We start from the raw sequence: 20,112 nt of genomic DNA, 5'->3' as shown, positions 1-20,112 counted from the left end.
CATTCCTTTCCTATTGTTTCGTCACAGGTGCAAATTTTGCTAATAAACGTTTAACACCAATCGGGCTTGGGAACGCGATATCTAATTCTTTTGAATCACCTTCGCCTTTTACACTTACAACTGTACCGACTCCCCATTTTTGGTGGGAAGCTTTATCGCCTACTGCCCAGCCAATTTGCTCGCCGCCTGTTGTCTTAACAGCCGGACGTACGAAAGCTGAACGAGAGCGTGTTGTTGTTGCCGCAGCTCCTGTCGTTCTTCCTTTTGCACTAAACGAAGTTTCACGCTTCGGCGCTGTTTCATTTAATGGTTCCACCAACTCTGCCGGGATTTCTGTAATAAATCGAGATGCTGCATTCATACTTGTCCTACCAAATAAAGTACGCATTTGCGCATTCGATAAGTATAATTCTTCTTCTGCACGAGTAATACCTACATAAGCAAGGCGACGCTCTTCTTGCATTTCATCTTCTTCCATAAGAGAACGCGTATGCGGGAATATTCCTTCCTCTAAACCAACGATAAAGACTACAGGGAACTCTAGCCCTTTTGCTGAGTGCATCGTCATTAAAATAACTTCTTCACCAGCAGTTGGATCTTCATCTACACGATCAATATCCGCGACAAGAGCTAAGTCTGTTAGGAATGCAACAAGGCTCTTATCTTCACTTTGAGATTCGAACGTTTGCGTAACAGATAAAAACTCATCTAAGTTTTCTAAACGGCCTTCTGCTTCTAAAGAACGCTCATTTTTCAACATCTCGCGATATCCTGTTTTTTCAATGACTTCTTCTACTAATTCTGTAACAGATAAGTACTCTTGCATATTTACCCAGTTGTGTAGTAAACTTGCGAATTCTTTTACTGCCTTTGTAATTTTTGCACTTACACCAACATGCTCAATTTCATCAAATACAGCCGTTAATGAAATTCCGTTTTGCACACCGTAATTAATAATTTTATCGATAGAAGTCGCACCAATCCCGCGCTTCGGCATGTTAATAATACGTGCGAAACTAATCTCATCATCAGGATTCCCAATTAAACGTAAGTACGCCAAAATGTCTTTAATTTCTTTACGGTCGTAGAACTTCGTACCGCCGACAATTTTATAAGGGATATTAGATTTCAGGAAAATCTCCTCAACCATACGAGACTGAGCATTCGTACGATATAATACTGCAAAGTCAGTATATTTTCGGTTACCCATTTGAATATCATCACGAATTTTTTTCGCAACAAAATACGCTTCGTCCTTTTCAGTTGCAGCACGATAATACGAAATTTTGCTCCCAACTTGGTTGTCTGTCCATAATTTTTTCGGTTTACGATTCGTATTTTTTTCAATAACAGCATTGGCTGCATTTAAAATATTTTGTGACGAGCGATAGTTTTGTTCTAACAGAATAACTTGCGCATTCTCATAGTCTTTTTCGAATGACAAAATGTTAGAAATATCCGCACCACGCCAACGATAAATAGACTGATCTGAGTCACCCACAACACAAAGGTTTTTAAAACGTGTTGCTAAATGTTTAACAAGAAGGTACTGTGCTTTGTTCGTATCTTGATACTCATCCACGTGAATATATTGGAACTTGCGCTGATAAAACTCTAGTACTTCTGGAACACGTTCAAATAGCTGAATCGTTGTCATAATTAAATCATCAAAGTCTAATGAGTTATTTTTCAAAAGACGTTTTTGATATTCTGTATATACATCGCTCGTTAATTTTTCATATGGATCAGCGATTGTAATTTTTTTTGCATATTTATCTGCAGATAACAGTTCATTTTTCGCATTACTAATGCCGGCTAAAATAGAGCGCGGCTCAAATTTCTTCGGATCAATATTACGCTCTTTCATAATTTTTTTGACTACAGTTAACTGATCGCCTGAATCTAAGATTGTAAAGTTACGATTAATACCAATACGATCGATATCACGTCGTAAAATACGTACACACATAGAGTGGAACGTAGAAATCCAAATATCTTCTGCTTCTGGTCCGACAAGTGTATCAATACGCTCGCGCATTTCACGAGCAGCCTTATTTGTAAAGGTAATAGCTAGTACATTCCATGGCGCTACACCTTTTTCACCAAGTAAATATGCAATACGATGTGTTAACACACGTGTTTTACCACTACCCGCTCCCGCCATTAATAGTAGCGGTCCATTCGTTGTTTGCACTGCTTTTTGTTGCTGTGGATTTAAACCATTTAATAACTTATCCGTCATACTCATATACGCCTGCACCTACTCTCCTTTTACTGCTTTAACTGTTTTTAACGCCGATTTTATATCATCATAAATAACATTTCCAACAACTACTGTATCGGCATACTGCGCTACTTCTTTCGCTTGTTCTGCATTAGAAATGCCACCGCCATAATATAAATTAGCTTGTTTCAATTCTGCTTTTACATTTTTAACAAGTTCAATATCTCCATACGTACCGCTATATTCTAAATAGAATATCGGTAAATGTAATAGCTTGTCTGCTAAACGCGCGTATGCAATAACGTCATCTTCTGTTAAATCACATTTTGCATCTGTAAGCTGGGCTACTTTCGCTTCAGGATTTAAAACACAATACCCTTCCATGAAAATTTCGTCCCAGTCCATAATATCCCCAAATTCTTTCAATGCCTCGTGATGAACACCTGTTACCCATTCTACTTTTCGGCTATTTAATACGCTTGGGATGTAATAAAAATCAAAGCCTGGTGTGATTGCTTCCACATCAGAAACCTCTAACACGCAAGGAACTGCATATCTACGAATGCTAACTAGCATGTGTAATACGTTATCAATTGTAACTCCATCACTTCCGCCTACAATAACAGCATCGGTTCCAGACTCACAAATCATTTCTAAATGTTCATCGCTTAACTCCTTATTTGGATCAAGCTTAAATACATGTTTCCATCCGGAAATATCGTACATGAAAACACCCTTTCTTTTCTCTAGTTATATCTATGTCTGTTCAAAATAACAGTTAATTTGCATCAGGATTTTTTAAAATTCCTTTTAAATCTCCTCTTCCCTATTTGTTCAAAAAGAGGATCTAGTTTTAAACTTCTTTTTGTGCATTCTTTCATTATAACAAAAAAAGCTACTTACACACACGCCCATTCCAACATCTTTTTTAACGTCAAATGTTGGATTACATATCACAAAAATCACATGGAATACTAATAAAAGAAATAGTATTTGCTATTTCGAAGTTCATCAAAAAGGAGTGTTTTTCAAATGAAGCAAAACATCGGTACAATAAACGCTCTAATTCGAATTACACTCGGACTTATCCTCTTCGGTTGTAGTACAGCGAAACTCGTACGCAAACCGTGGTGCACTTGGTCTAAAGTTTTACTATGGATTGGTGCCATGAAAATTGCAGAGGGGATTGTTCGTTTCTGCCCTATTGCTGAAGTATGTAAATTTGGAAAATACATGAGTATGGGCGCATTTAAAATGCCTAGCATGAATTTTACTGAAAAAGGACATGCTAAAGAAGAAGTGAATCAAACTTCTACCCATGACAAACCAAAGTCAAATGGAAGTTACGACTCTTCTGACAAAGAGATTGAGTCAGCGATTGAAGAAATAATCCTGGCCAAACCGCTTTGAATCATTTGTCACGATGCAAGATGCTCTCAAAGGGACTTAGCTGCTGCAGTGGGCGGTTAAGTCCTCTTTATTTTACCACAAAACAGAACATACATTCTTTTTTCATCCCTAACACGTACATAAAAGATACCAAATAAAAAAATTCAGAAAATTAGGTGTGAACCCCTTGCTTAAAATGATATAAAAATGATATCATTTTTATATCAGGAGGCGATCATATGAAAGAAAAACAAGTATTTTATGTAAATGGGTTTCTGGGTGTTATTGGAATTTTAGTTTTAGCCGCTATCGGTGTATTTTGCCTTGTACAAGAAATGTTTGTAATAGCTATTTTAGCTCTCATATTAGCATCTGTTTTGGCTACAGGCATCGGTATCGTTCAACCGAATCAAGCGAAAGTTATTACGTTCTTCGGTAATTATTTAGGAACAATTCGTCAAAACGGTTTATTTTTAACAATTCCATTTGCATTCCGTCAAACTGTATCTTTACGTGTTGAAAACTTTAATAGTAAGAAATTAAAAGTAAATGATATTGAAGGAAATCCAATTGAAATTGCAGCTGTTATCGTATATAAAGTGGTTGATTCTGCAAAAGCAATGTTTGGTGTTGAGCATTACGATCGATTCGTAGAAATCCAAAGTGAAACAGCAATCCGCCACGTTGCAACAAAATATCCTTACGATAATTTCCAAGATGAAACTTGTATTACGTTACGTGGAAATACTGAGGAAATTTCAGAAGAGCTAAAACGCGAATTAGAAGCGCGTCTTGAAATCGCTGGTGTAGAAGTATTAGAAACTCGTTTAACGCATTTAGCTTACGCAACAGAAATTGCCCATGCAATGCTACAACGTCAACAAGCAAAAGCAGTGTTGGCTGCTAGAAAAGAGATTGTTGAAGGTGCTGTGAAGATGGCCAAAGATTCAATCCATATGTTAGATGAAGAAGGCGTACTGGAACTCGATGACGAGCGTAAAGCAAATATGGTAAATAACTTATTGGTTGCCATCGTTTCAGATAAAGGTGCGCAACCAGTTATTAATACAGGAAGCCTATATTAATAGGTTGTAAATAATAATGGCTAAAAAGAAAAGCTTTCCATTACGTATTGATCCTGAATTACACGCAGTCATCGAAAAATGGGCGAATGATGAGTTTCGTAGCGTCAATGCACACATCGAGTATTTACTTCGAGAAATGGCAAAGCAAAAAGGAAAATTGAAAAAAGATAAAGATGCATAAAAATCCCGCTGATTTCTCAGCGGGATTTTTTATACATTAACTTCTCGTCATCTCATGCCCAATTGCACGATATCCTATATCACTTCGATAAAATAGACCATCACTCTCAATTTTACCGATTTCTTTATATACTTTATCTTTTGCTTCTTGTAAACTATTCGCCTTGCAAGCAACAAATAATACACGGCCACCATTTGTTACAAAATCACCGTGTTTCATTACTGTCCCCGCATGGAAAACAATCACATCTTGCAATGTATCTAATCCGTTAATAACTTCACCTTTTTTATACGCTTCTGGATATCCTTTAGAAGCAAGTACAACACCGATAACAGCATCTTCTGACCATTGTAAAGTTAGTTCACTTTCATCTAACACAGCGTTGCATACATCAACTAAATCATTCTCTAAGCGAGGTAATACAACTTCCGTTTCAGGATCACCAAAGCGAGCATTAAATTCAATTACCTTTGGACCATCATTTGTTAAAATAAGCCCTGCATATAAAATACCTGTAAACGAACGATTTTCTTGGATCATCGCTTTAGCAGTTGGGTGTAATACTGTTTCAATCGCCTCTTGAACTGCTGATTCTGGAATTTGTGGTACTGGAGAATATGCGCCCATTCCACCTGTATTAGGACCCTTATCGCCATCAAAAGCTCGTTTATGGTCTTGAGCAATTACCATCGGATGTACAGTTGTTCCATTTACAAATGCCATCAATGAAAATTCTTGTCCATCTAAAAACTCTTCAATAACGACCTTCTTACTTGCCACGCCGAATTTCACATCTTGTAGCATTTCTTTCACAGCTTGTAATGCCTCTTCAAGCGTCATTGCTACCGTTACACCTTTACCAGCAGCTAATCCATCAGCTTTAACAACAATTGGCGCACCAACTTTTTGAATGTACTTTACTGCTTCATCATAGTCTGTAAAAGTTTCGTATGCAGCAGTTGGTATATTATACTTTTTCATCAACTCTTTCGTAAAAGCTTTACTGCCTTCAATAACAGCAGCCGCTTTATTCGGACCAAATACGCGAAGTCCTTCTTCTTTAAAACGATCAACAATTCCATTCATAAGCGGAATTTCTGGCCCAACGAAAGTTAATTCAACATTATTCTCTTTGGCAAATAAAACTAATGCATCAAAATCATTTTCATCAATATCAACTGGTATTGCAACATCTCGCATACCTTCATTACCTGGTGCTACATACACCTTCTCCACCTTTTCAGATTGTGCAAACTTCCAAGCTAAAGCATGCTCACGCCCACCGCGGCCAATTACTAAAACATTCATATTTCATCCCCCAATAATTAAATAGGTACAAACTAGAAGCTATGCTCCTAGTTTGCTTTTTCATATCAATAGAAGTTTAAAAGGGAGGATCGAGAGAACCGAGCAGGTCGAGGCGCATTTTCCAAGAGGATACGGAGTATAGTTTTCCTACATGAGTACCGCACTGGCATTGCAACGACGACATGCGAAGATTATCTCGACCGGACCTTTTAGACATCCTCTATTAGTGTTTGAAATGACGTACGCCAGTGAACACCATCGTAATCCCATACTTATCTGCCACTTTAATAGAATCCTCATCACGAATTGATCCACCTGGTTGGATAATTGCTGTAATACCAGCTTTTGCTGCTTCTTCTACTGTATCTGGCATTGGGAAGAAAGCATCAGATGCAAGTGCGCTACCTTGTGCTTTTTCGCCAGCTTGTGTAATTGCAATTTTTGCAGAGCCTACACGGTTCATCTGTCCCGCGCCTACACCAACCGTCATGTTATCATTCGCTAAAACAATTGCATTTGATTTCACATGTTTTACAACTTTCCAAGCTAGTTTTAAATCTTTCCACTCTTGCTCTGATGGTTCACGTTTCGTTGGAATTGAAATTGTGTTCTCATCTAATGATAACGTATCTTCCTCTTGAACAAGAAGACCACCTTGTACAGAAGTTAGTTTTTTGCTTGCACTTGTCGCTTTTTCAATATTTACAGTTAGTAAGCGTAAGTTCTTCTTGCTTTGCAACACTTCTAAAGCTTCTTGCGAGAACGAAGGAGCGATAACAATTTCTAAGAAAATTTCGTGTAACTTTTCTGCTGTAGCTTTATCAATTTCACGATTTGCTGCAATAATACCGCCGAAGATTGATACTGGATCCGCTTCATAAGCACGAGTATATGCCTCGTGAATATCAGTTCCTACTCCAACGCCACATGGATTCATATGTTTTACCGCTACTACTGCTGGTTCTGTAAATTCTTTTACGATGCTAAGCGCTGCGTCTGCATCATTAATATTGTTATAAGATAATTCCTTACCATGTAATTGTTCTGCATATGCAACAGAAGAAGTTGCAGCAAATGGTGCTTTATAGAAAGTAGCCTTTTGATGTGGGTTCTCTCCATAACGTAAGTCTTGCTTTTTCTCAAACGTCACAGTTAACGTTTCTGGACTTTCTTCACCCATTTGTTCTGTTAAGTAGTTAGAAATTAACGCATCATATGCCGCTGTATGACGGAATACTTTCGCTGCTAATTTACGTTTCGTCTCTTCTTTTACTTCGCCGTTCTCTTTCAGTTCTGCTAATACAACATCATAATCTACTGGATCTACGATTACCGATACAAATTTATGATTTTTCGCAGCAGAGCGAATCATTGTTGGGCCACCAATATCAATATTTTCAATTGCATCAGCAAATGTTACATCAGGCTTAGCGATTGTTTCTTTAAATGGGTATAAGTTAACAACAACAAAGTCAATTGGTTGAATGCCTAATTCATTCATTTGCGCTACATGTGTTTCATTATCACGAACTGCTAATAGACCACCATGAATATTTGGATGTAATGTTTTTACACGGCCATCCATAATTTCTGGGAAACCAGTTACTTCAGAAATACCGATTACTTGTAAACCATTTTCTTCTAGTAATTTTTTCGTACCACCTGTTGAAATAACTTCAATCCCTTGTTCTAGTAAACCTTTAACAAATTCTACTACTCCTGTTTTATCTGAAACACTTACTAATGCACGCTTTTTCATTTATCCTTCACCCCTGGTTGTATGTTAGTTAACAGTTGGTTCTTTCACAGACTGAACAATTTGATTCACTGTATTTACGTATAATTTATGTTCAACTTGTTGAATTTTCTTTTGTAAGCTTTCTCTCGTATCACCTTCAGAAACAACTACTGCTTCTTGCGCAATAATTGGACCTGTATCCATACCTGCATCTACATAATGAATTGTTACTCCAGTTACTTTCACACCTGCTTCTAACGCTTGACCGACAGCATCTTTCCCTGGGAAACTCGGTAGTAGTGATGGATGAATGTTAATAATCTTCCCGCCATATGCTTCTAGTAAAGTTGGCCCAATTAAACGCATATATCCAGCTAAAATAACATAATCAATTTCATACTCTTCTAGCTTCTTTAATATTTCTTTTTCAAATGCTTCTTTTGACTCATATGCTTTCGCTGAAAAAGCGAAACATGGGATATGATGATAATGTGCCCGTCCAATAACGCGTGCTTCTGGTTTATCACATACTAATAAACTAATATCTGCATCCAATCTCTTTTCTTCTACCGCATTAACGAGAGATTGAAAGTTAGATCCGCTTCCAGAAGCAAAAACTGCTAATCTACTCATAGTGCTGTGCCCCCATTGAAGGTAACGCCATCCCCTTGTACAGTACGACCAATAATACGAGCTGTTTCTCCTTGCTCTTCAAGAAGACGAACAATATCTTTTGCATCTTCTTCCCTTACCGCTACTACCATACCAATACCCATGTTAAAAATATTGAACATTTCTTTCTCTTCTAGTTTCCCAACTTCTTGAAGCAAATTGAAAATCGGCTGAATTTCCCAAGATCCAAGTTCAATCTCAGCACCAATTCCTTCTGGCAACATACGTGGAATATTTTCAATGAATCCACCACCTGTAATATGAGCCATACCGTACACTTCATGTTTTTTCAATAGTTCTAAAATAGGTTTGACATAAATTTTCGTTGGTTTTAATAACTCCTCACCAAGAGGTAGTTCTAAGCGTCCATAAATGCGATCTAAAGATAGTTCTCCATCTTCTAGTAACACTTTTCGTACTAAAGAGTAACCATTACTATGAATACCGCTAGATGCTAAGCCAATTAATACGTGACCAGCTTCAATCTTTTCACCTGTTACAATTTTCTTTTTATCAACAATCCCAACTGTAAAACCAGCTAAATCGTATTCTTCCGTAGAATACATTCCTGGCATTTCAGCTGTTTCCCCACCAATTAATGCACAACCAGCTTGGCGACAGCCCTCTGATATACCTTTGACGATGTTTTCAATTTTACTAGGTTCAGCTTTACCACAAGCAATATAATCAAGGAAGAAAAGCGGCTCTGCCCCTTGGACAACAATATCATTTACACACATCGCTACTGCATCAATACCAATTGTGTCATGTTTATCTGCCATAAAAGCGAGCATCAATTTTGTTCCCACGCCATCTGTTCCAGATACTAATACAGGTTCTTCTAATGCAAATTTTGATAGATCAAACATACCTCCAAAACCGCCTAAACCGCCTAGTACTTCTTTTCTCATTGTTGTTTGTACGTGTTTTTTCATGCGAGATACCGCTTCATATCCAGCTTCAATATCTACTCCTGCTTGCTTATATGCATTCGCCATCGTTATTTACACCTCGTCTTTTAATTTCTCCCCATCCAGGGCGGCCGTTTTTAAGAAAGAAGCTAGCTTCTACATCAAAAGAAGTAGAAGCTTTTTTCACTTTCTTATTTCATACTTTCTAAAAGCTCTTGCTCATAATCATAAAGAGCTGTTGGATAGTCTCCATTGAAGTAAGCCATACATAGGCCGCCATATTTCCCTTCATATGGACGTCCAATTGCATCTACTAATCCATCTTCACTTAAAAATGTTAAAGAATCCGCTCCGATCATTTCACGGATTTCTTCTACTGTATTATTTGCTGCAATTAATTCTTTTCTCGTTTGAATATCAATACCATAGAAACATGGATATTTTAGAGGCGGTGAAGCAATTCTTACATGAACCTCTGTCGCTCCAGCTTCACGAAGCATACGAACAATTCGTTTGCTTGTCGTTCCTCTTACGATAGAGTCGTCAATCATAACAACTCGTTTCCCCTCAACTACACCTCTTACTGCGGAAAGCTTCATCTTTACCCCTTGCTCTCGCAGTTCTTGAGAAGGTTGAATAAACGTACGTCCAACGTAACGATTTTTAATTAATCCTAACTCATATGGAATACCTGTCGCCTCAGCATAACCGATCGCAGCTGAAATACTAGAATCTGGTACACCAGTAACAACATCAGCTTCAATAGGAGCTTCTGCCGCTAAACGTTTCCCCATGTTTTTACGTGCTGCGTGGACATTAATACCAGCGATATTAGAATCCGGACGCGCAAAGTAAATGTACTCCATACTACAAATTGCATGATCTACTTCATTTGTAAAACGATCTACGTGAATTCCTTCATCATTGATGATAAGTAATTCACCCGGTTCTACATCACGAATGTATGTTGCACCTACTACATCGAAAGCACATGTTTCTGATGCTACAACGTAAGCATCACCCATCTTTCCAATTGAAAGAGGACGGAACCCATTCGGATCTAGCGCAACAATCATTTCATTCCCAGTTAGTAAAAGGTATGCAAACGCACCTTTCACTTTATTTAGTGCCTCTTTTACACTTTCAATTAAAGAATCTTTCGTACTACGCTTAATAAGATGTAAAAGTACTTCTGTATCTGAACTCGTTTGAAAAATACTTCCCTCTGCCTCTAATTCGCGGCGAAGCATTTTTGCATTAATTAAATTTCCGTTATGAGCTAATGCCATACTATGATCAGAAAAACGGAATAATAATGGTTGAACGTTAGCTACTTCACTTCCACCAGCCGTCGCGTATCGTACGTGTCCGATTGCTGATTTTCCGTTCAATCCTTCTAGCTCACCTCTTGAGAACACTTCCGATATTAAACCTAATCCCTTGTGACCGACGATTTTTTCCCCATTATTTACAACAATGCCTGCGCCCTCTTGCCCACGGTGCTGCAAACTGTGCAATCCGTAGTACGAAACTTGTGCCGCATTTTCATGCCCCCAAATTCCAAAGACGCCACATTCTTCATTTAACCCCTTTATTTCAGCAAGCATGGGATTGCCCCTTTCCAAGCCTGTCTCATTTCATCTACATTTGCTGTAAGTAATACTTCATTTTCTTCATTATGAATTGTTACCTCATTTGTATCTGTCACTGCTCCAACTTGAATTGCTTCGACGACTTTCTCGAACGCTTCTTTGTTTTCACGTTTTACAGTTAGAACGAAGCGAGATTGTGATTCCGCAAATAATACCGCCGTTGCTTCACCGTCTAATTTCACAGTAGCACCTAAACCGTTAGCACCAATTGCACTTTCAGAAATTGCAACTGCTAAACCACCTTCAGCAACATCATGTGCCGATTGAACAAGGCCAGCTTGAATTGCTTCTAATACTTGTTTTTGGCGTTTTAATTCTACATCTAGATCGATACTTGGTGATTGGCCGAAAATTTTGCCGTGGACCATTTTCTGTAATTCACTTCCACCAAATTCAGCTTTCGTCTCTCCAATTACGTACACTAAATCGCCAGCTTGCTTAAATTCTTGTGTTGTTACATGTTTTAAATCATGGACAAGACCAACCATCCCAACAGTCGGTGTTGGATATACCGCTTCACCACTACGCTCGTTATACATCGATACGTTTCCGCCAATAACTGGCGTTTGTAATGTGCGACAAGCTTCACTCATACCATCTACCGATTTCTCAATTTGCCAGAAGATTTCCAGTTTTTCTGGGTTACCAAAGTTTAAGCAATCTGTAATTGCAAGTGGCTCTCCACCAGAACATACGATATTACGCGCTGCCTCTGCTACTGCAATTTTACCGCCCGTTTCTGGATCTAAGTAAATATAGCGAGAGTTACAATCTGTCGTCATTGCTAATCCTTTTTCTGTACCGCGTACACGTACAACCGCTGCATCTGAACCTGGTGTAACAACTGTGCTTGTGCGTACTTGATAATCATATTGATCATATACCCACTCTTTACTTGCAATTGTCGGTTGTTGTAGTAAAGCGAATAACGTTTCTTTATAATCTTCTACTTGCGGTGTTTCCACTTTCATCTGCTGGAACTCAGCAAAGTATGCTGCTTCTTTTGATGGTTTATGATAAATTGGCGCTTCTTCTGCAAGAGCATCTGCTGGTACTTCAGCTACCATTTCACCTTTATGGAATAAGCGAAGCATTTTGTCTTCCGTTACTTTCCCCATCGTAACTGCTGCAAGACCATACTTCTCAAATAAATCTACTATTTCTTGCTCTCTACCTTTTTTGATAACAATTAACATACGCTCTTGTGATTCAGATAGCATCATTTCATATGGTGTCATTCCCGTTTCACGCTGTGGTACATCATCTAAGTACATTTCAATACCCATACCTGCTTTACTTGCCATTTCTGCAGAAGATGAAGTTAAACCAGCAGCTCCCATATCTTGAATTCCAACAAGTGCATCAGACTGAATAAGTTCTAAACATGCTTCGATAAGAAGTTTCTCCATAAATGGATCTCCTACTTGAACTGCCGGACGTTTCGCTTCTGAGCTTTCAGATAGTTCTTCAGATGCGAATGTTGCACCGTGAATACCGTCACGACCAGTTGATGCTCCTACGTACATTACTGTATTGCCAGCACCGTGTGCTTGCCCTTTTTTAATATCCTCGTGGTTAATTAAACCTACGCACATTGCATTTACAAGTGGATTTCCTTCGTAACATGGATCGAATTGTACTTCGCCACCAACAGTAGGAATACCGATGCAGTTACCGTATCCTGCGATTCCTGCTACTACTTCTTCAAATAAATATTTCACACGTGGTGATTGTAGTTCACCGAAGCGAAGTGAGTTTAATAGAGCTACTGGACGTGCTCCCATAGAGAATACGTCACGGATAATACCACCAACGCCTGTTGCTGCTCCTTGATATGGTTCAATAGCAGAAGGATGGTTATGGCTTTCCATTTTAAATACAACCGCTTGATTATCACCGATATCTACAATTCCAGCGCCTTCTCCAGGGCCTTGCAGGACACGCTCACCTGTTGTTGGGAACTTGCGAAGAACTGGTTTTGAATTTTTATAACTACAATGTTCAGACCACATTACAGAGAATAAACCTGTTTCTGTATAATTCGGCAAACGGCCTAGAATCTTTTCAACCATGGCAAACTCTTCGTCTGTTAGCCCCATTTCCGCATATATACGCTCTTCTTTAATTTGTGTTGGATTTGGTTCAAGCATTAACGACATATGTTTCCCTCCACTGTTTTAAGATAGATTGAAAGACTTTTAACCCTTCAGCACCACCAAGCAATTCATCTACAGCACGCTCTGGGTGTGGCATCATACCAAGTACATTTCCCTTTTCATTTACAATACCAGCAATATCTGAAACGCTACCATTCGGATTTTCTACATAACGGAATGCGATTTGATTATTCTTTTCTAATTGTTTAAGAGTTACTTCATCACAATAGTAATTCCCTTCACCATGTGCAATTGGAATATTGATTACTTCATCTTTTTCATATTGTGATGTAAACATCGTTTCGTTATTTTCAACACGTAACTGAACCGTGCGACACATAAATTTTAAGTTTTCGTTTCTTATTAGTGCTCCTGGTAGTAATCCTGATTCAACAAGAATCTGGAATCCATTACACACTCCTAAAATTGGTTTTCCTTGCTCAGCAGCTTTTTGCACTGCTTTCATTGCGTTAGCAAAGCGAGAAATAGCACCACAACGTAAATAGTCACCGTAAGAGAATCCACCAGGTAGTAAAATTGCATCATATTCATCTAAATTCTCTTTATCGTGCCAAACGTAATCTACTTCTTCACCAAGCTCATCTTTAATTGCATGGAACATATCGACATCACAGTTCGAACCCGGAAATACTATTACGGCAAATTTCACTGTGCGACAACCTCCTCAACTTCATAACGGAAGTCTTCCATTACAACGTTTGCTAATAATTTTTCACACATTTCCTTTACCTTTGCGTCAAGGTCAGATACAGATTTATCAATTGTTAGTTCCATGTACTTTCCGATTCGAACATCCTGTACTTCTGTAAATGAAAGACTATGAAGTGCCCCTTTTACTGCTGTTCCTTGTGGATCTAATACGCTTTCTCTTAACGTTACATATACCTTAACTTTATACATGTGAAATTCCCCCTAAACGTTTTAAAATCTCTTCATAAGCTTCTGTTAAATTTCCAAGATCGCGACGGAATACGTCTTTATCAAACTTTTCATTGCTCGTTTCATCCCATAAACGGCAAGTATCTGGTGAGATCTCATCCGCTAATATGATTTCTCCTTCTTCCGTTACACCAAACTCTAATTTAAAATCTACTAATCTTACACGACAGCTTGCGAAATGCTCAATCAATACTTGATTGATTTGTAGAGCCATATCTCGTAATACGCTTACTTGCTCTGGTGACGCAACATTTAATACACGAATATGATCTTCCGTTACAAGCGGATCTCCTAAATCATCATCTTTGAAGTAAAATTCTACGATTGGTTCTGCAAGTACAGTTCCCTCTTCCATTCCTAATCGCTTTGAAAGGCTTCCTGCAATTACATTTCTTGTGACAACTTCTAAAGGAATAATACTCACTTTTTTTACAAGTTGCTCTGTTTCAGATAACTTCTCAACAAAATGTGTTTTTATTCCTACTTCTTGTAACTTTCTGAACAATAAAGTTGTAATCTCATTGTTCAAACGACCTTTTCCTGTAATCGTCTCTTTTTTCTCCCCATTGAAAGCAGTCGCACTATCTTTGTACTCTACCCAAACCATATCTGCTGATTCTGTACGATAAATTCTTTTTGCCTTACCTTCATACAGCAATTCTAGCTTTTGCATTTCGCAAGCCCCCTGTAGTTTGAAAAATGTGAATAATATTTTTATAAAGAATGGCACAGAATGACTCTATTCTGTGCCATATAAAATTTTACGCTTCGTTTAATCCTAGGCGTTCAAAGATTGTATCAACATGTTGCATATGATGCTCATAGTTGAAGCATTCGTTAATTTCCTCTTGCGTTAATTTGCTCGTAATACGCTCATCAGCTTCTACAAGCTCTTTAAATTGTACTTGTGTTTCCCAAGCTTCCATCGCTTTAGGCTGTACGATATCATAAGCTTCTTCACGTACCATACCTTTGTCGATTAGTGTAAGCATTACGCGCTGAGAGTAAATTAAGCCGTATGTTCTTGTCATATTGCGTTTCATATTCTCCGGGTATACAGTTAAGTTTTTAACGATATTACCAAAGCGATTTAACATGTAATTTAATGCGATTGTAGCATCTGGTAGAATTACGCGTTCTGCTGAAGAGTGAGAAATGTCGCGCTCATGCCATAATGGAACATTCTCGTAAGCCGTCATCATATAACCGCGGATAACACGAGCTAAACCAGTCATATTTTCAGATCCAATTGGATTACGTTTATGTGGCATTGCAGAAGAACCTTTTTGACCTTTTGCGAAAGCCTCTTCAACTTCACGTGTTTCACTCTTTTGTAAACCACGAATCTCAACTGCCATCTTTTCAATAGATGTTGCGATTAGCGCAAGTGTTGACATGTAATGTGCATGACGATCACGTTGCAATGTTTGTGTTGAAATTGGTGCCGCTTCTAATCCTAAGTTTTCACAAACAAATTTTTCTACGAATGGATCAATGTTCGCGTATGTACCAACTGCACCAGATAATTTACCAACGCGAACTGTATCCGCAGCTTGTTTGAAACGCTCTACGTTACGTTTCATTTCTTCATACCAAAGACCAAGTTTTAAACCAAATGTCGTTGGCTCTGCATGAACACCGTGCGTTCTTCCCATCATAATCGTGTATTTATGCTCTTTCGCTTTGTTAGCTAAAATGCTAACGAAGTTTTCTAAGTCTTTTAACAAGATTTCATTTGCTTGTTTTAAGATGTAAGATAAAGCTGTATCTACTACGTCTGTAGATGTTAAACCGTAATGAACCCATTTGCGTTCTTCACCTAATGTTGGTGTTTCTGATACAGCACGAGTGAAAGCAACTACGTCATGACGTGTTTCTTTTTCAATTTCATAAATACGATCAATATCAAATGATGCATGCTCACGAATTTTTTTAACATCTTCTTTTGGAATATCGCCAAGCTCAGCCCATGCTTCACAAGCTAAAATCTCAACTTCTAACCATGCTTTAAATTTATTCTCTTCCGTCCAAATAGCACCCATTTCAGGGCGTGTATAACGATTAATCATCTTTTTCCCTCCAACAGTTGTTCTTGATGGTCCCAAATATGCAAACTCTTCGCTTTTTCTAGAGCGACTTCAATATTATCATTTAAAATATTAACATGCCCCATTTTTCGCTGCGCTTTTGCTTCTTCTTTTCCATACAAGTGTAAATAGCACCCGGTTAATCTATTCACTTGTCCTAGGACCCCTTCTATATGTTCGCCTAAAATGTTTACCATGACAACTGGTTTTAACAAATTTGTTTCTCCAAGAGGTAAATTACAGATTGCTCGAATATGTTGACCAAATTGACTCGTTTCACATGCATCCTGTGTATAGTGTCCTGAATTGTGAGGTCTTGGTGCTAATTCATTAATGTAAATCTCACCATTAGCTGTAGCAAACATCTCTACCGCTAGTGTTCCCACAAGTTCTAATTCATCCGCAAGTACCTTTGCGTAAGCAATTGCTTTTTGAGAAAGTTCTTCTGTAATGCGAGCTGGAACGATAGATTCATGTAAAATGTTATTCACATGAATATTTTCCGCTACTGGAAACACTTTCGTTTCACCACTTACACTACGAATGACAATAGCTGATACTTCTTTTTCAAAAGGCACCCATTTTTCTAGAATGCATTCTGCTTCATTCGCAAGATTTCGTGCCTTCTCAACATCAGCTTCACTTCTTAAAACAACTTGCCCTTTCCCATCATATCCACCTGTCGTTGTTTTTAAGACGGAAGGATATGATAACTCAGCAATCGCTTTAGTAAGCTGCTCTTGATTTTGAACTAATCTATACGTCGCTACCGGTAACCCGGCTTTTTCAATTGCATTCTTTTCTGTAAAACGATTTTGCGTTTTATTTAACAACTGACTACCTTGTGGTAAGTAAGCATGTTTTTCAAGCCATTGTAAACATCTATAATCAATATTCTCAAATTCATATGTGACAACATCACTTATCTCTGCTAAATGCTGAATTGCTTTTAAATCGTCATATGGTGCAACAATTTCAACATCAGCAACTTGTGCACATGGTGAATGCTTTGTAGGATCTAAAACAGCAATTTTATATCCCATCTCCTTAGCTGCCAATGCCATCATTCTTCCAAGCTGGCCGCCTCCAATAATGCCGATTGTTTTTCCAGGTAAAATGATTCTCGTCATACTAGCTCACTACCTTCACGCACATCTTTTTCAATCGCTTCTCGTCTCAATTCCAATGCATCATGTATATCATCATGGAATGATCCAAGTATTTGTGCAGCAAGTAATCCAGCATTTGTTGAACCAGCTTTACCAATTGCAACAGTTGCAACTGGAACCCCTCCTGGCATTTGGACGATGGATAATAATGAATCTAATCCGTTTAACGCTTTTGATTGAACTGGAACGCCAATTACAGGAAGATTTGTCTTCGCTGCAACCATTCCTGGTAAATGCGCTGCTCCACCAGCTCCAGCAATAATAACTTTCAATCCACGTTCACGAGCCGTCTCTGCATATTCAAACATATAATCCGGAGTCCGATGAGCGGATACAACTTTTTTCTCATACGGTATATTTAATTCATCTAAAATGTCACAAGCAAATTTCATTGTTTCCCAGTCTGACGTACTTCCCATTATGACTCCAACTAGTGATTTCATATTAGAATCCCCCCGATTCAAATAAAAAAAGCCTGAAATAGAACAGTTTCTCTTTTACTATGAGAGAAAGCGCTCTACTCAGGCATACGTATCCCTTGTGAATAGAAAAATACCGAGTGACTTTCCCTCATAGTCTAACGAATAACGGTCGTTAGGTAGAGACTTGCAGGCCATATCCCCGCGATTATATGAGGTCTTATATATTATTGTTTCTATGGCTATATTAACAATATTTTATAAACAATGTCAATAAATAATCGAATGTTTTTTTACTAGTTACCAATAACGTTCGTGTTTTAGTTATATTCAAAAGAAGAATTGCAACTATATGCAAGAAGGAAAGGGAATTAGAATATATATTTCTAGAGATCTATTTTACGTACAATTGTTTATATGGTACTTCAGTACATTTTAATAAAAGTATATAAACTCTTATTCTCTATACATCAATAGAACTTATATTATAGCGATTTAATTTTTAGGGGGAGAATAACCGTGAAAAAAAATAACTATGCTATTATCTTATTTATTTTTCTCTATCGCAGTAATTGCTATAATGATTGAATACTTATTTATATCATCCCATTTTTTCTACTCTCATTTTTTAAAATATATACTTATAATAGAAATAATGTTTCCTGTTCTTAAGTATTATTTTAGGGCAGTCGGAAAATCAGGAACACCAAAAATCATTGCCATTATTTTAAACAGTCTCTATTTCATTCTTTTTTCATTTTTGGCGTTATTAAATTTATGGATTATGACATTTGGTAAATAAAAATAAACACAAAAAAGACGAGTCATTCTGACTCGTCTTAAGCTTGCTTGGCGACGTCCTACTCTCACAGGGACAAGGTCCCAACTACCATCGGCGCTAGAGAGCTTAACTTCCGTGTTCGGTATGGGAACGGGTGTGACCTCTCTGCCATCATCACCAAACTATGAAGGCATATTCCTTCAAAACTAGATAACATTTGCTACATATTATATGGTTAAGTCCTCGATCTATTAGTATTCGTCAGCTCCACATGTCACCATGCTTCCACCTCGAACCTATCAACCTGATCATCTTTCAGGGATCTTACTAGCTTACGCTATGGGAAATCTCATCTTGAGGGGGGCTTCATGCTTAGATGCTTTCAGCACTTATCCCTTCCGCACATAGCTACCCAGCTATGCCCTTGGCAGAACAACTGGTACACCAGCGGTGCGTCCATCCCGGTCCTCTCGTACTAAGGACAGCTCCTCTCAAATTTCCTACGCCCACGACGGATAGGGACCGAACTGTCTCACGACGTTCTGAACCCAGCTCGCGTACCGCTTTAATGGGCGAACAGCCCAACCCTTGGGACCGACTACAGCCCCAGGATGCGATGAGCCGACATCGAGGTGCCAAACCTCCCCGTCGATGTGGACTCTTGGGGGAGATAAGCCTGTTATCCCCGGGGTAGCTTTTATCCGTTGAGCGATGGCCCTTCCATGCGGAACCACCGGATCACTAAGCCCGACTTTCGTCCCTGCTCGACTTGTAGGTCTCGCAGTCAAGCTCCCTTATGCCTTTGCACTCTACGAATGATTTCCAACCATTCTGAGGGAACCTTTGGGCGCCTCCGTTACACTTTAGGAGGCGACCGCCCCAGTCAAACTGCCCACCTGACACTGTCTCCCGGGTCGATAAGACCCGTAGGTTAGAATTTCAATACAGTCAGGGCGGTATCCCACCAGCGCCTCCACCGAAGCTAGCGCTCCGGTTTCAATGGCTCCCGCCTATCCTGTACAAACTGTACCAAAATTCAATATCAGGCTACAGTAAAGCTCCACGGGGTCTTTCCGTCCTGTCGCGGGTAACCTGCATCTTCACAGGTACTATAATTTCACCGAGTCTCTGGTTGAGACAGTGCCCAAATCGTTACACCTTTCGTGCGGGTCGGAACTTACCCGACAAGGAATTTCGCTACCTTAGGACCGTTATAGTTACGGCCGCCGTTTACTGGGGCTTCAGTTCAGAGCTTCGCTTACGCTAACCCCTCTCCTTAACCTTCCAGCACCGGGCAGGTGTCAGCCCCTATACTTCGCCTTACGGCTTCGCAGAGACCTGTGTTTTTGCTAAACAGTCGCTTGGGCCTATTCACTGCGG

At 38.8% G+C, this 20,112-nt stretch carries 18 protein-coding genes, 2 rRNA genes and 1 riboswitch (1 of these 21 only partly in view); of the genes, 4 read left to right on the top strand and 16 right to left on the bottom strand.

What is annotated here, in order from left to right; all coding sequences use genetic code 11:
- Nucleotides 1–10 precede the first annotated feature (10 nt).
- Nucleotides 11–2,260: a DNA helicase PcrA gene (gene pcrA / locus ACUN26_RS25685; protein WP_001149618.1), complete on the bottom strand. Its 2,250-nt coding sequence runs from the start codon at nucleotides 2,258–2,260 to the stop codon at nucleotides 11–13.
- Nucleotides 2,261–2,950 (bottom strand): heptaprenylglyceryl phosphate synthase, encoded by a 690-nt coding sequence (locus ACUN26_RS25680; protein WP_000272083.1) that lies wholly within the window; start codon nucleotides 2,948–2,950, stop codon nucleotides 2,261–2,263.
- A 306-nt stretch (nucleotides 2,951–3,256) separates the two neighbouring features.
- On the opposite strand from ACUN26_RS25680, the gene ACUN26_RS25675 reads away from it, so the two are divergent.
- From ACUN26_RS25675 to ACUN26_RS25665, 3 genes are all read left to right on the top strand, one after another.
- The gene (locus tag ACUN26_RS25675) at nucleotides 3,257–3,634 is read left to right on the top strand and encodes a YgaP family membrane protein (RefSeq protein WP_000812337.1); all 378 of its coding nucleotides are present in this window, start codon (nucleotides 3,257–3,259) and stop codon (nucleotides 3,632–3,634) included.
- A gap of 218 nt (nucleotides 3,635–3,852) precedes the next feature.
- Entirely contained in the window at nucleotides 3,853–4,698 is an 846-nt protein-coding gene (locus ACUN26_RS25670; RefSeq protein WP_000660691.1) for an SPFH domain-containing protein, read from the top strand.
- Nucleotides 4,699–4,714: 16 nt separating this feature from the next.
- Nucleotides 4,715–4,879, top strand: a complete 165-nt coding sequence (locus ACUN26_RS25665) for a toxin-antitoxin system HicB family antitoxin (RefSeq protein WP_001085171.1) — start codon at nucleotides 4,715–4,717, stop codon at nucleotides 4,877–4,879.
- Between the two features lie 36 nt (nucleotides 4,880–4,915).
- On the opposite strand, the gene purD is transcribed toward ACUN26_RS25665, so the two are convergent.
- From purD to purE, 12 genes are all read right to left on the bottom strand, one after another.
- Nucleotides 4,916–6,187: a phosphoribosylamine--glycine ligase gene (purD, locus tag ACUN26_RS25660; RefSeq protein WP_001101935.1), complete on the bottom strand. Its 1,272-nt coding sequence runs from the start codon at nucleotides 6,185–6,187 to the stop codon at nucleotides 4,916–4,918.
- 223 nt (nucleotides 6,188–6,410) lie between these two features.
- Complete coding sequence (gene purH, locus ACUN26_RS25655; protein ID WP_000745414.1) at nucleotides 6,411–7,946, bottom strand: bifunctional phosphoribosylaminoimidazolecarboxamide formyltransferase/IMP cyclohydrolase; 1,536 nt, start codon at nucleotides 7,944–7,946, stop codon at nucleotides 6,411–6,413.
- A gap of 24 nt (nucleotides 7,947–7,970) precedes the next feature.
- Nucleotides 7,971–8,558: a phosphoribosylglycinamide formyltransferase gene (gene purN / locus ACUN26_RS25650; protein ID WP_000088570.1), complete on the bottom strand. Its 588-nt coding sequence runs from the start codon at nucleotides 8,556–8,558 to the stop codon at nucleotides 7,971–7,973.
- On the bottom strand, nucleotides 8,555–9,595 hold the full coding sequence (gene purM, locus ACUN26_RS25645) for a phosphoribosylformylglycinamidine cyclo-ligase (RefSeq protein ID WP_001262428.1): 1,041 nt from the start codon (nucleotides 9,593–9,595) through the stop codon (nucleotides 8,555–8,557). Before purM ends, purN begins: the two co-directional genes overlap by 4 nt.
- A gap of 104 nt (nucleotides 9,596–9,699) precedes the next feature.
- Nucleotides 9,700–11,115 (bottom strand): amidophosphoribosyltransferase, encoded by a 1,416-nt coding sequence (gene purF, locus ACUN26_RS25640; protein ID WP_000879031.1) that lies wholly within the window; start codon nucleotides 11,113–11,115, stop codon nucleotides 9,700–9,702.
- Nucleotides 11,100–13,319 carry a phosphoribosylformylglycinamidine synthase II gene (gene purL / locus ACUN26_RS25635; protein ID WP_000055550.1) on the bottom strand — a complete coding sequence of 740 codons (2,220 nt, stop codon included), beginning with the start codon at nucleotides 13,317–13,319 and terminating at the stop codon, nucleotides 11,100–11,102. Before purL ends, purF begins: the two co-directional genes overlap by 16 nt.
- Nucleotides 13,303–13,986 (bottom strand): phosphoribosylformylglycinamidine synthase subunit PurQ, encoded by a 684-nt coding sequence (gene purQ, locus ACUN26_RS25630; protein ID WP_000666769.1) that lies wholly within the window; start codon nucleotides 13,984–13,986, stop codon nucleotides 13,303–13,305. The genes purL and purQ overlap by 17 nt, the downstream gene beginning before the upstream one ends.
- The gene (gene purS, locus ACUN26_RS25625; RefSeq protein WP_000278820.1) at nucleotides 13,983–14,237 is read right to left on the bottom strand and encodes a phosphoribosylformylglycinamidine synthase subunit PurS; all 255 of its coding nucleotides are present in this window, start codon (nucleotides 14,235–14,237) and stop codon (nucleotides 13,983–13,985) included. The genes purQ and purS overlap by 4 nt, the downstream gene beginning before the upstream one ends.
- Nucleotides 14,230–14,949 carry a phosphoribosylaminoimidazolesuccinocarboxamide synthase gene (gene purC / locus ACUN26_RS25620; RefSeq protein WP_001170546.1) on the bottom strand — a complete coding sequence of 240 codons (720 nt, stop codon included), beginning with the start codon at nucleotides 14,947–14,949 and terminating at the stop codon, nucleotides 14,230–14,232. Before purC ends, purS begins: the two co-directional genes overlap by 8 nt.
- An 88-nt stretch (nucleotides 14,950–15,037) precedes the next feature.
- The gene (gene purB, locus ACUN26_RS25615; RefSeq protein ID WP_000610752.1) at nucleotides 15,038–16,345 is read right to left on the bottom strand and encodes an adenylosuccinate lyase; all 1,308 of its coding nucleotides are present in this window, start codon (nucleotides 16,343–16,345) and stop codon (nucleotides 15,038–15,040) included.
- Nucleotides 16,342–17,493 carry a 5-(carboxyamino)imidazole ribonucleotide synthase gene (purK, locus tag ACUN26_RS25610; protein WP_000196786.1) on the bottom strand — a complete coding sequence of 384 codons (1,152 nt, stop codon included), beginning with the start codon at nucleotides 17,491–17,493 and terminating at the stop codon, nucleotides 16,342–16,344. Before purK ends, purB begins: the two co-directional genes overlap by 4 nt.
- Entirely contained in the window at nucleotides 17,490–17,975 is a 486-nt protein-coding gene (gene purE, locus ACUN26_RS25605) for a 5-(carboxyamino)imidazole ribonucleotide mutase (RefSeq protein ID WP_000839361.1), read from the bottom strand. The genes purK and purE overlap by 4 nt, the downstream gene beginning before the upstream one ends.
- A 110-nt stretch (nucleotides 17,976–18,085) precedes the next feature.
- Nucleotides 18,086–18,187: riboswitch (purine riboswitch) on the bottom strand.
- 299 nt (nucleotides 18,188–18,486) lie between these two features.
- Between purE and ACUN26_RS25600 the strand changes: the two genes are divergently transcribed.
- On the top strand, nucleotides 18,487–18,753 hold the full coding sequence (locus tag ACUN26_RS25600; RefSeq protein WP_000927496.1) for a hypothetical protein: 267 nt from the start codon (nucleotides 18,487–18,489) through the stop codon (nucleotides 18,751–18,753).
- 45 nt (nucleotides 18,754–18,798) lie between these two features.
- Here ACUN26_RS25600 and rrf read toward each other — a convergent pair.
- Both rrf and ACUN26_RS25590 read right to left on the bottom strand, forming a co-directional pair.
- Nucleotides 18,799–18,914 (bottom strand): 5S ribosomal RNA (rrf, locus tag ACUN26_RS25595).
- A 49-nt stretch (nucleotides 18,915–18,963) separates the two neighbouring features.
- Nucleotides 18,964–20,112 (bottom strand): 23S ribosomal RNA (locus tag ACUN26_RS25590); it runs 1,773 nt beyond the window's last position.

It is taken from the genome of Bacillus sp. WC2503 (assembly GCF_052682895.1).
This window is presented reverse-complemented; position numbering and strand designations above follow the sequence as displayed.

Excerpts from the sequence above, each read along its gene's own strand:
- purE (WP_000839361.1), bottom strand. The coding sequence starts at position 17,975 with ATGAAATCACTAGTTGGAGTCATAATGGGAAGTACGTCAGACTGGGAA.
- ACUN26_RS25600 (WP_000927496.1), top strand. The coding sequence starts at position 18,487 with ATGCTATTATCTTATTTATTTTTCTCTATCGCAGTAATTGCTATAATG.
- purD (WP_001101935.1), bottom strand. The coding sequence starts at position 6,187 with ATGAATGTTTTAGTAATTGGCCGCGGTGGGCGTGAGCATGCTTTAGCT.
- ACUN26_RS25675 (WP_000812337.1), top strand. The coding sequence starts at position 3,257 with ATGAAGCAAAACATCGGTACAATAAACGCTCTAATTCGAATTACACTC.
- purS (WP_000278820.1), bottom strand. The coding sequence starts at position 14,237 with ATGTATAAAGTTAAGGTATATGTAACGTTAAGAGAAAGCGTATTAGAT.
- purF (WP_000879031.1), bottom strand. The coding sequence starts at position 11,115 with ATGCTTGCTGAAATAAAGGGGTTAAATGAAGAATGTGGCGTCTTTGGA.
- purB (WP_000610752.1), bottom strand. The coding sequence starts at position 16,345 with ATGATTAATCGTTATACACGCCCTGAAATGGGTGCTATTTGGACGGAA.
- purC (WP_001170546.1), bottom strand. The coding sequence starts at position 14,949 with ATGCAAAAGCTAGAATTGCTGTATGAAGGTAAGGCAAAAAGAATTTAT.
- ACUN26_RS25680 (WP_000272083.1), bottom strand. The coding sequence starts at position 2,950 with ATGTACGATATTTCCGGATGGAAACATGTATTTAAGCTTGATCCAAAT.
- purL (WP_000055550.1), bottom strand. The coding sequence starts at position 13,319 with ATGTCGTTAATGCTTGAACCAAATCCAACACAAATTAAAGAAGAGCGT.
- purN (WP_000088570.1), bottom strand. The coding sequence starts at position 8,558 with ATGAGTAGATTAGCAGTTTTTGCTTCTGGAAGCGGATCTAACTTTCAA.
- purM (WP_001262428.1), bottom strand. The coding sequence starts at position 9,595 with ATGGCGAATGCATATAAGCAAGCAGGAGTAGATATTGAAGCTGGATAT.
- purH (WP_000745414.1), bottom strand. The coding sequence starts at position 7,946 with ATGAAAAAGCGTGCATTAGTAAGTGTTTCAGATAAAACAGGAGTAGTA.
- ACUN26_RS25665 (WP_001085171.1), top strand. The coding sequence starts at position 4,715 with ATGGCTAAAAAGAAAAGCTTTCCATTACGTATTGATCCTGAATTACAC.
- ACUN26_RS25670 (WP_000660691.1), top strand. The coding sequence starts at position 3,853 with ATGAAAGAAAAACAAGTATTTTATGTAAATGGGTTTCTGGGTGTTATT.
- purK (WP_000196786.1), bottom strand. The coding sequence starts at position 17,493 with ATGACGAGAATCATTTTACCTGGAAAAACAATCGGCATTATTGGAGGC.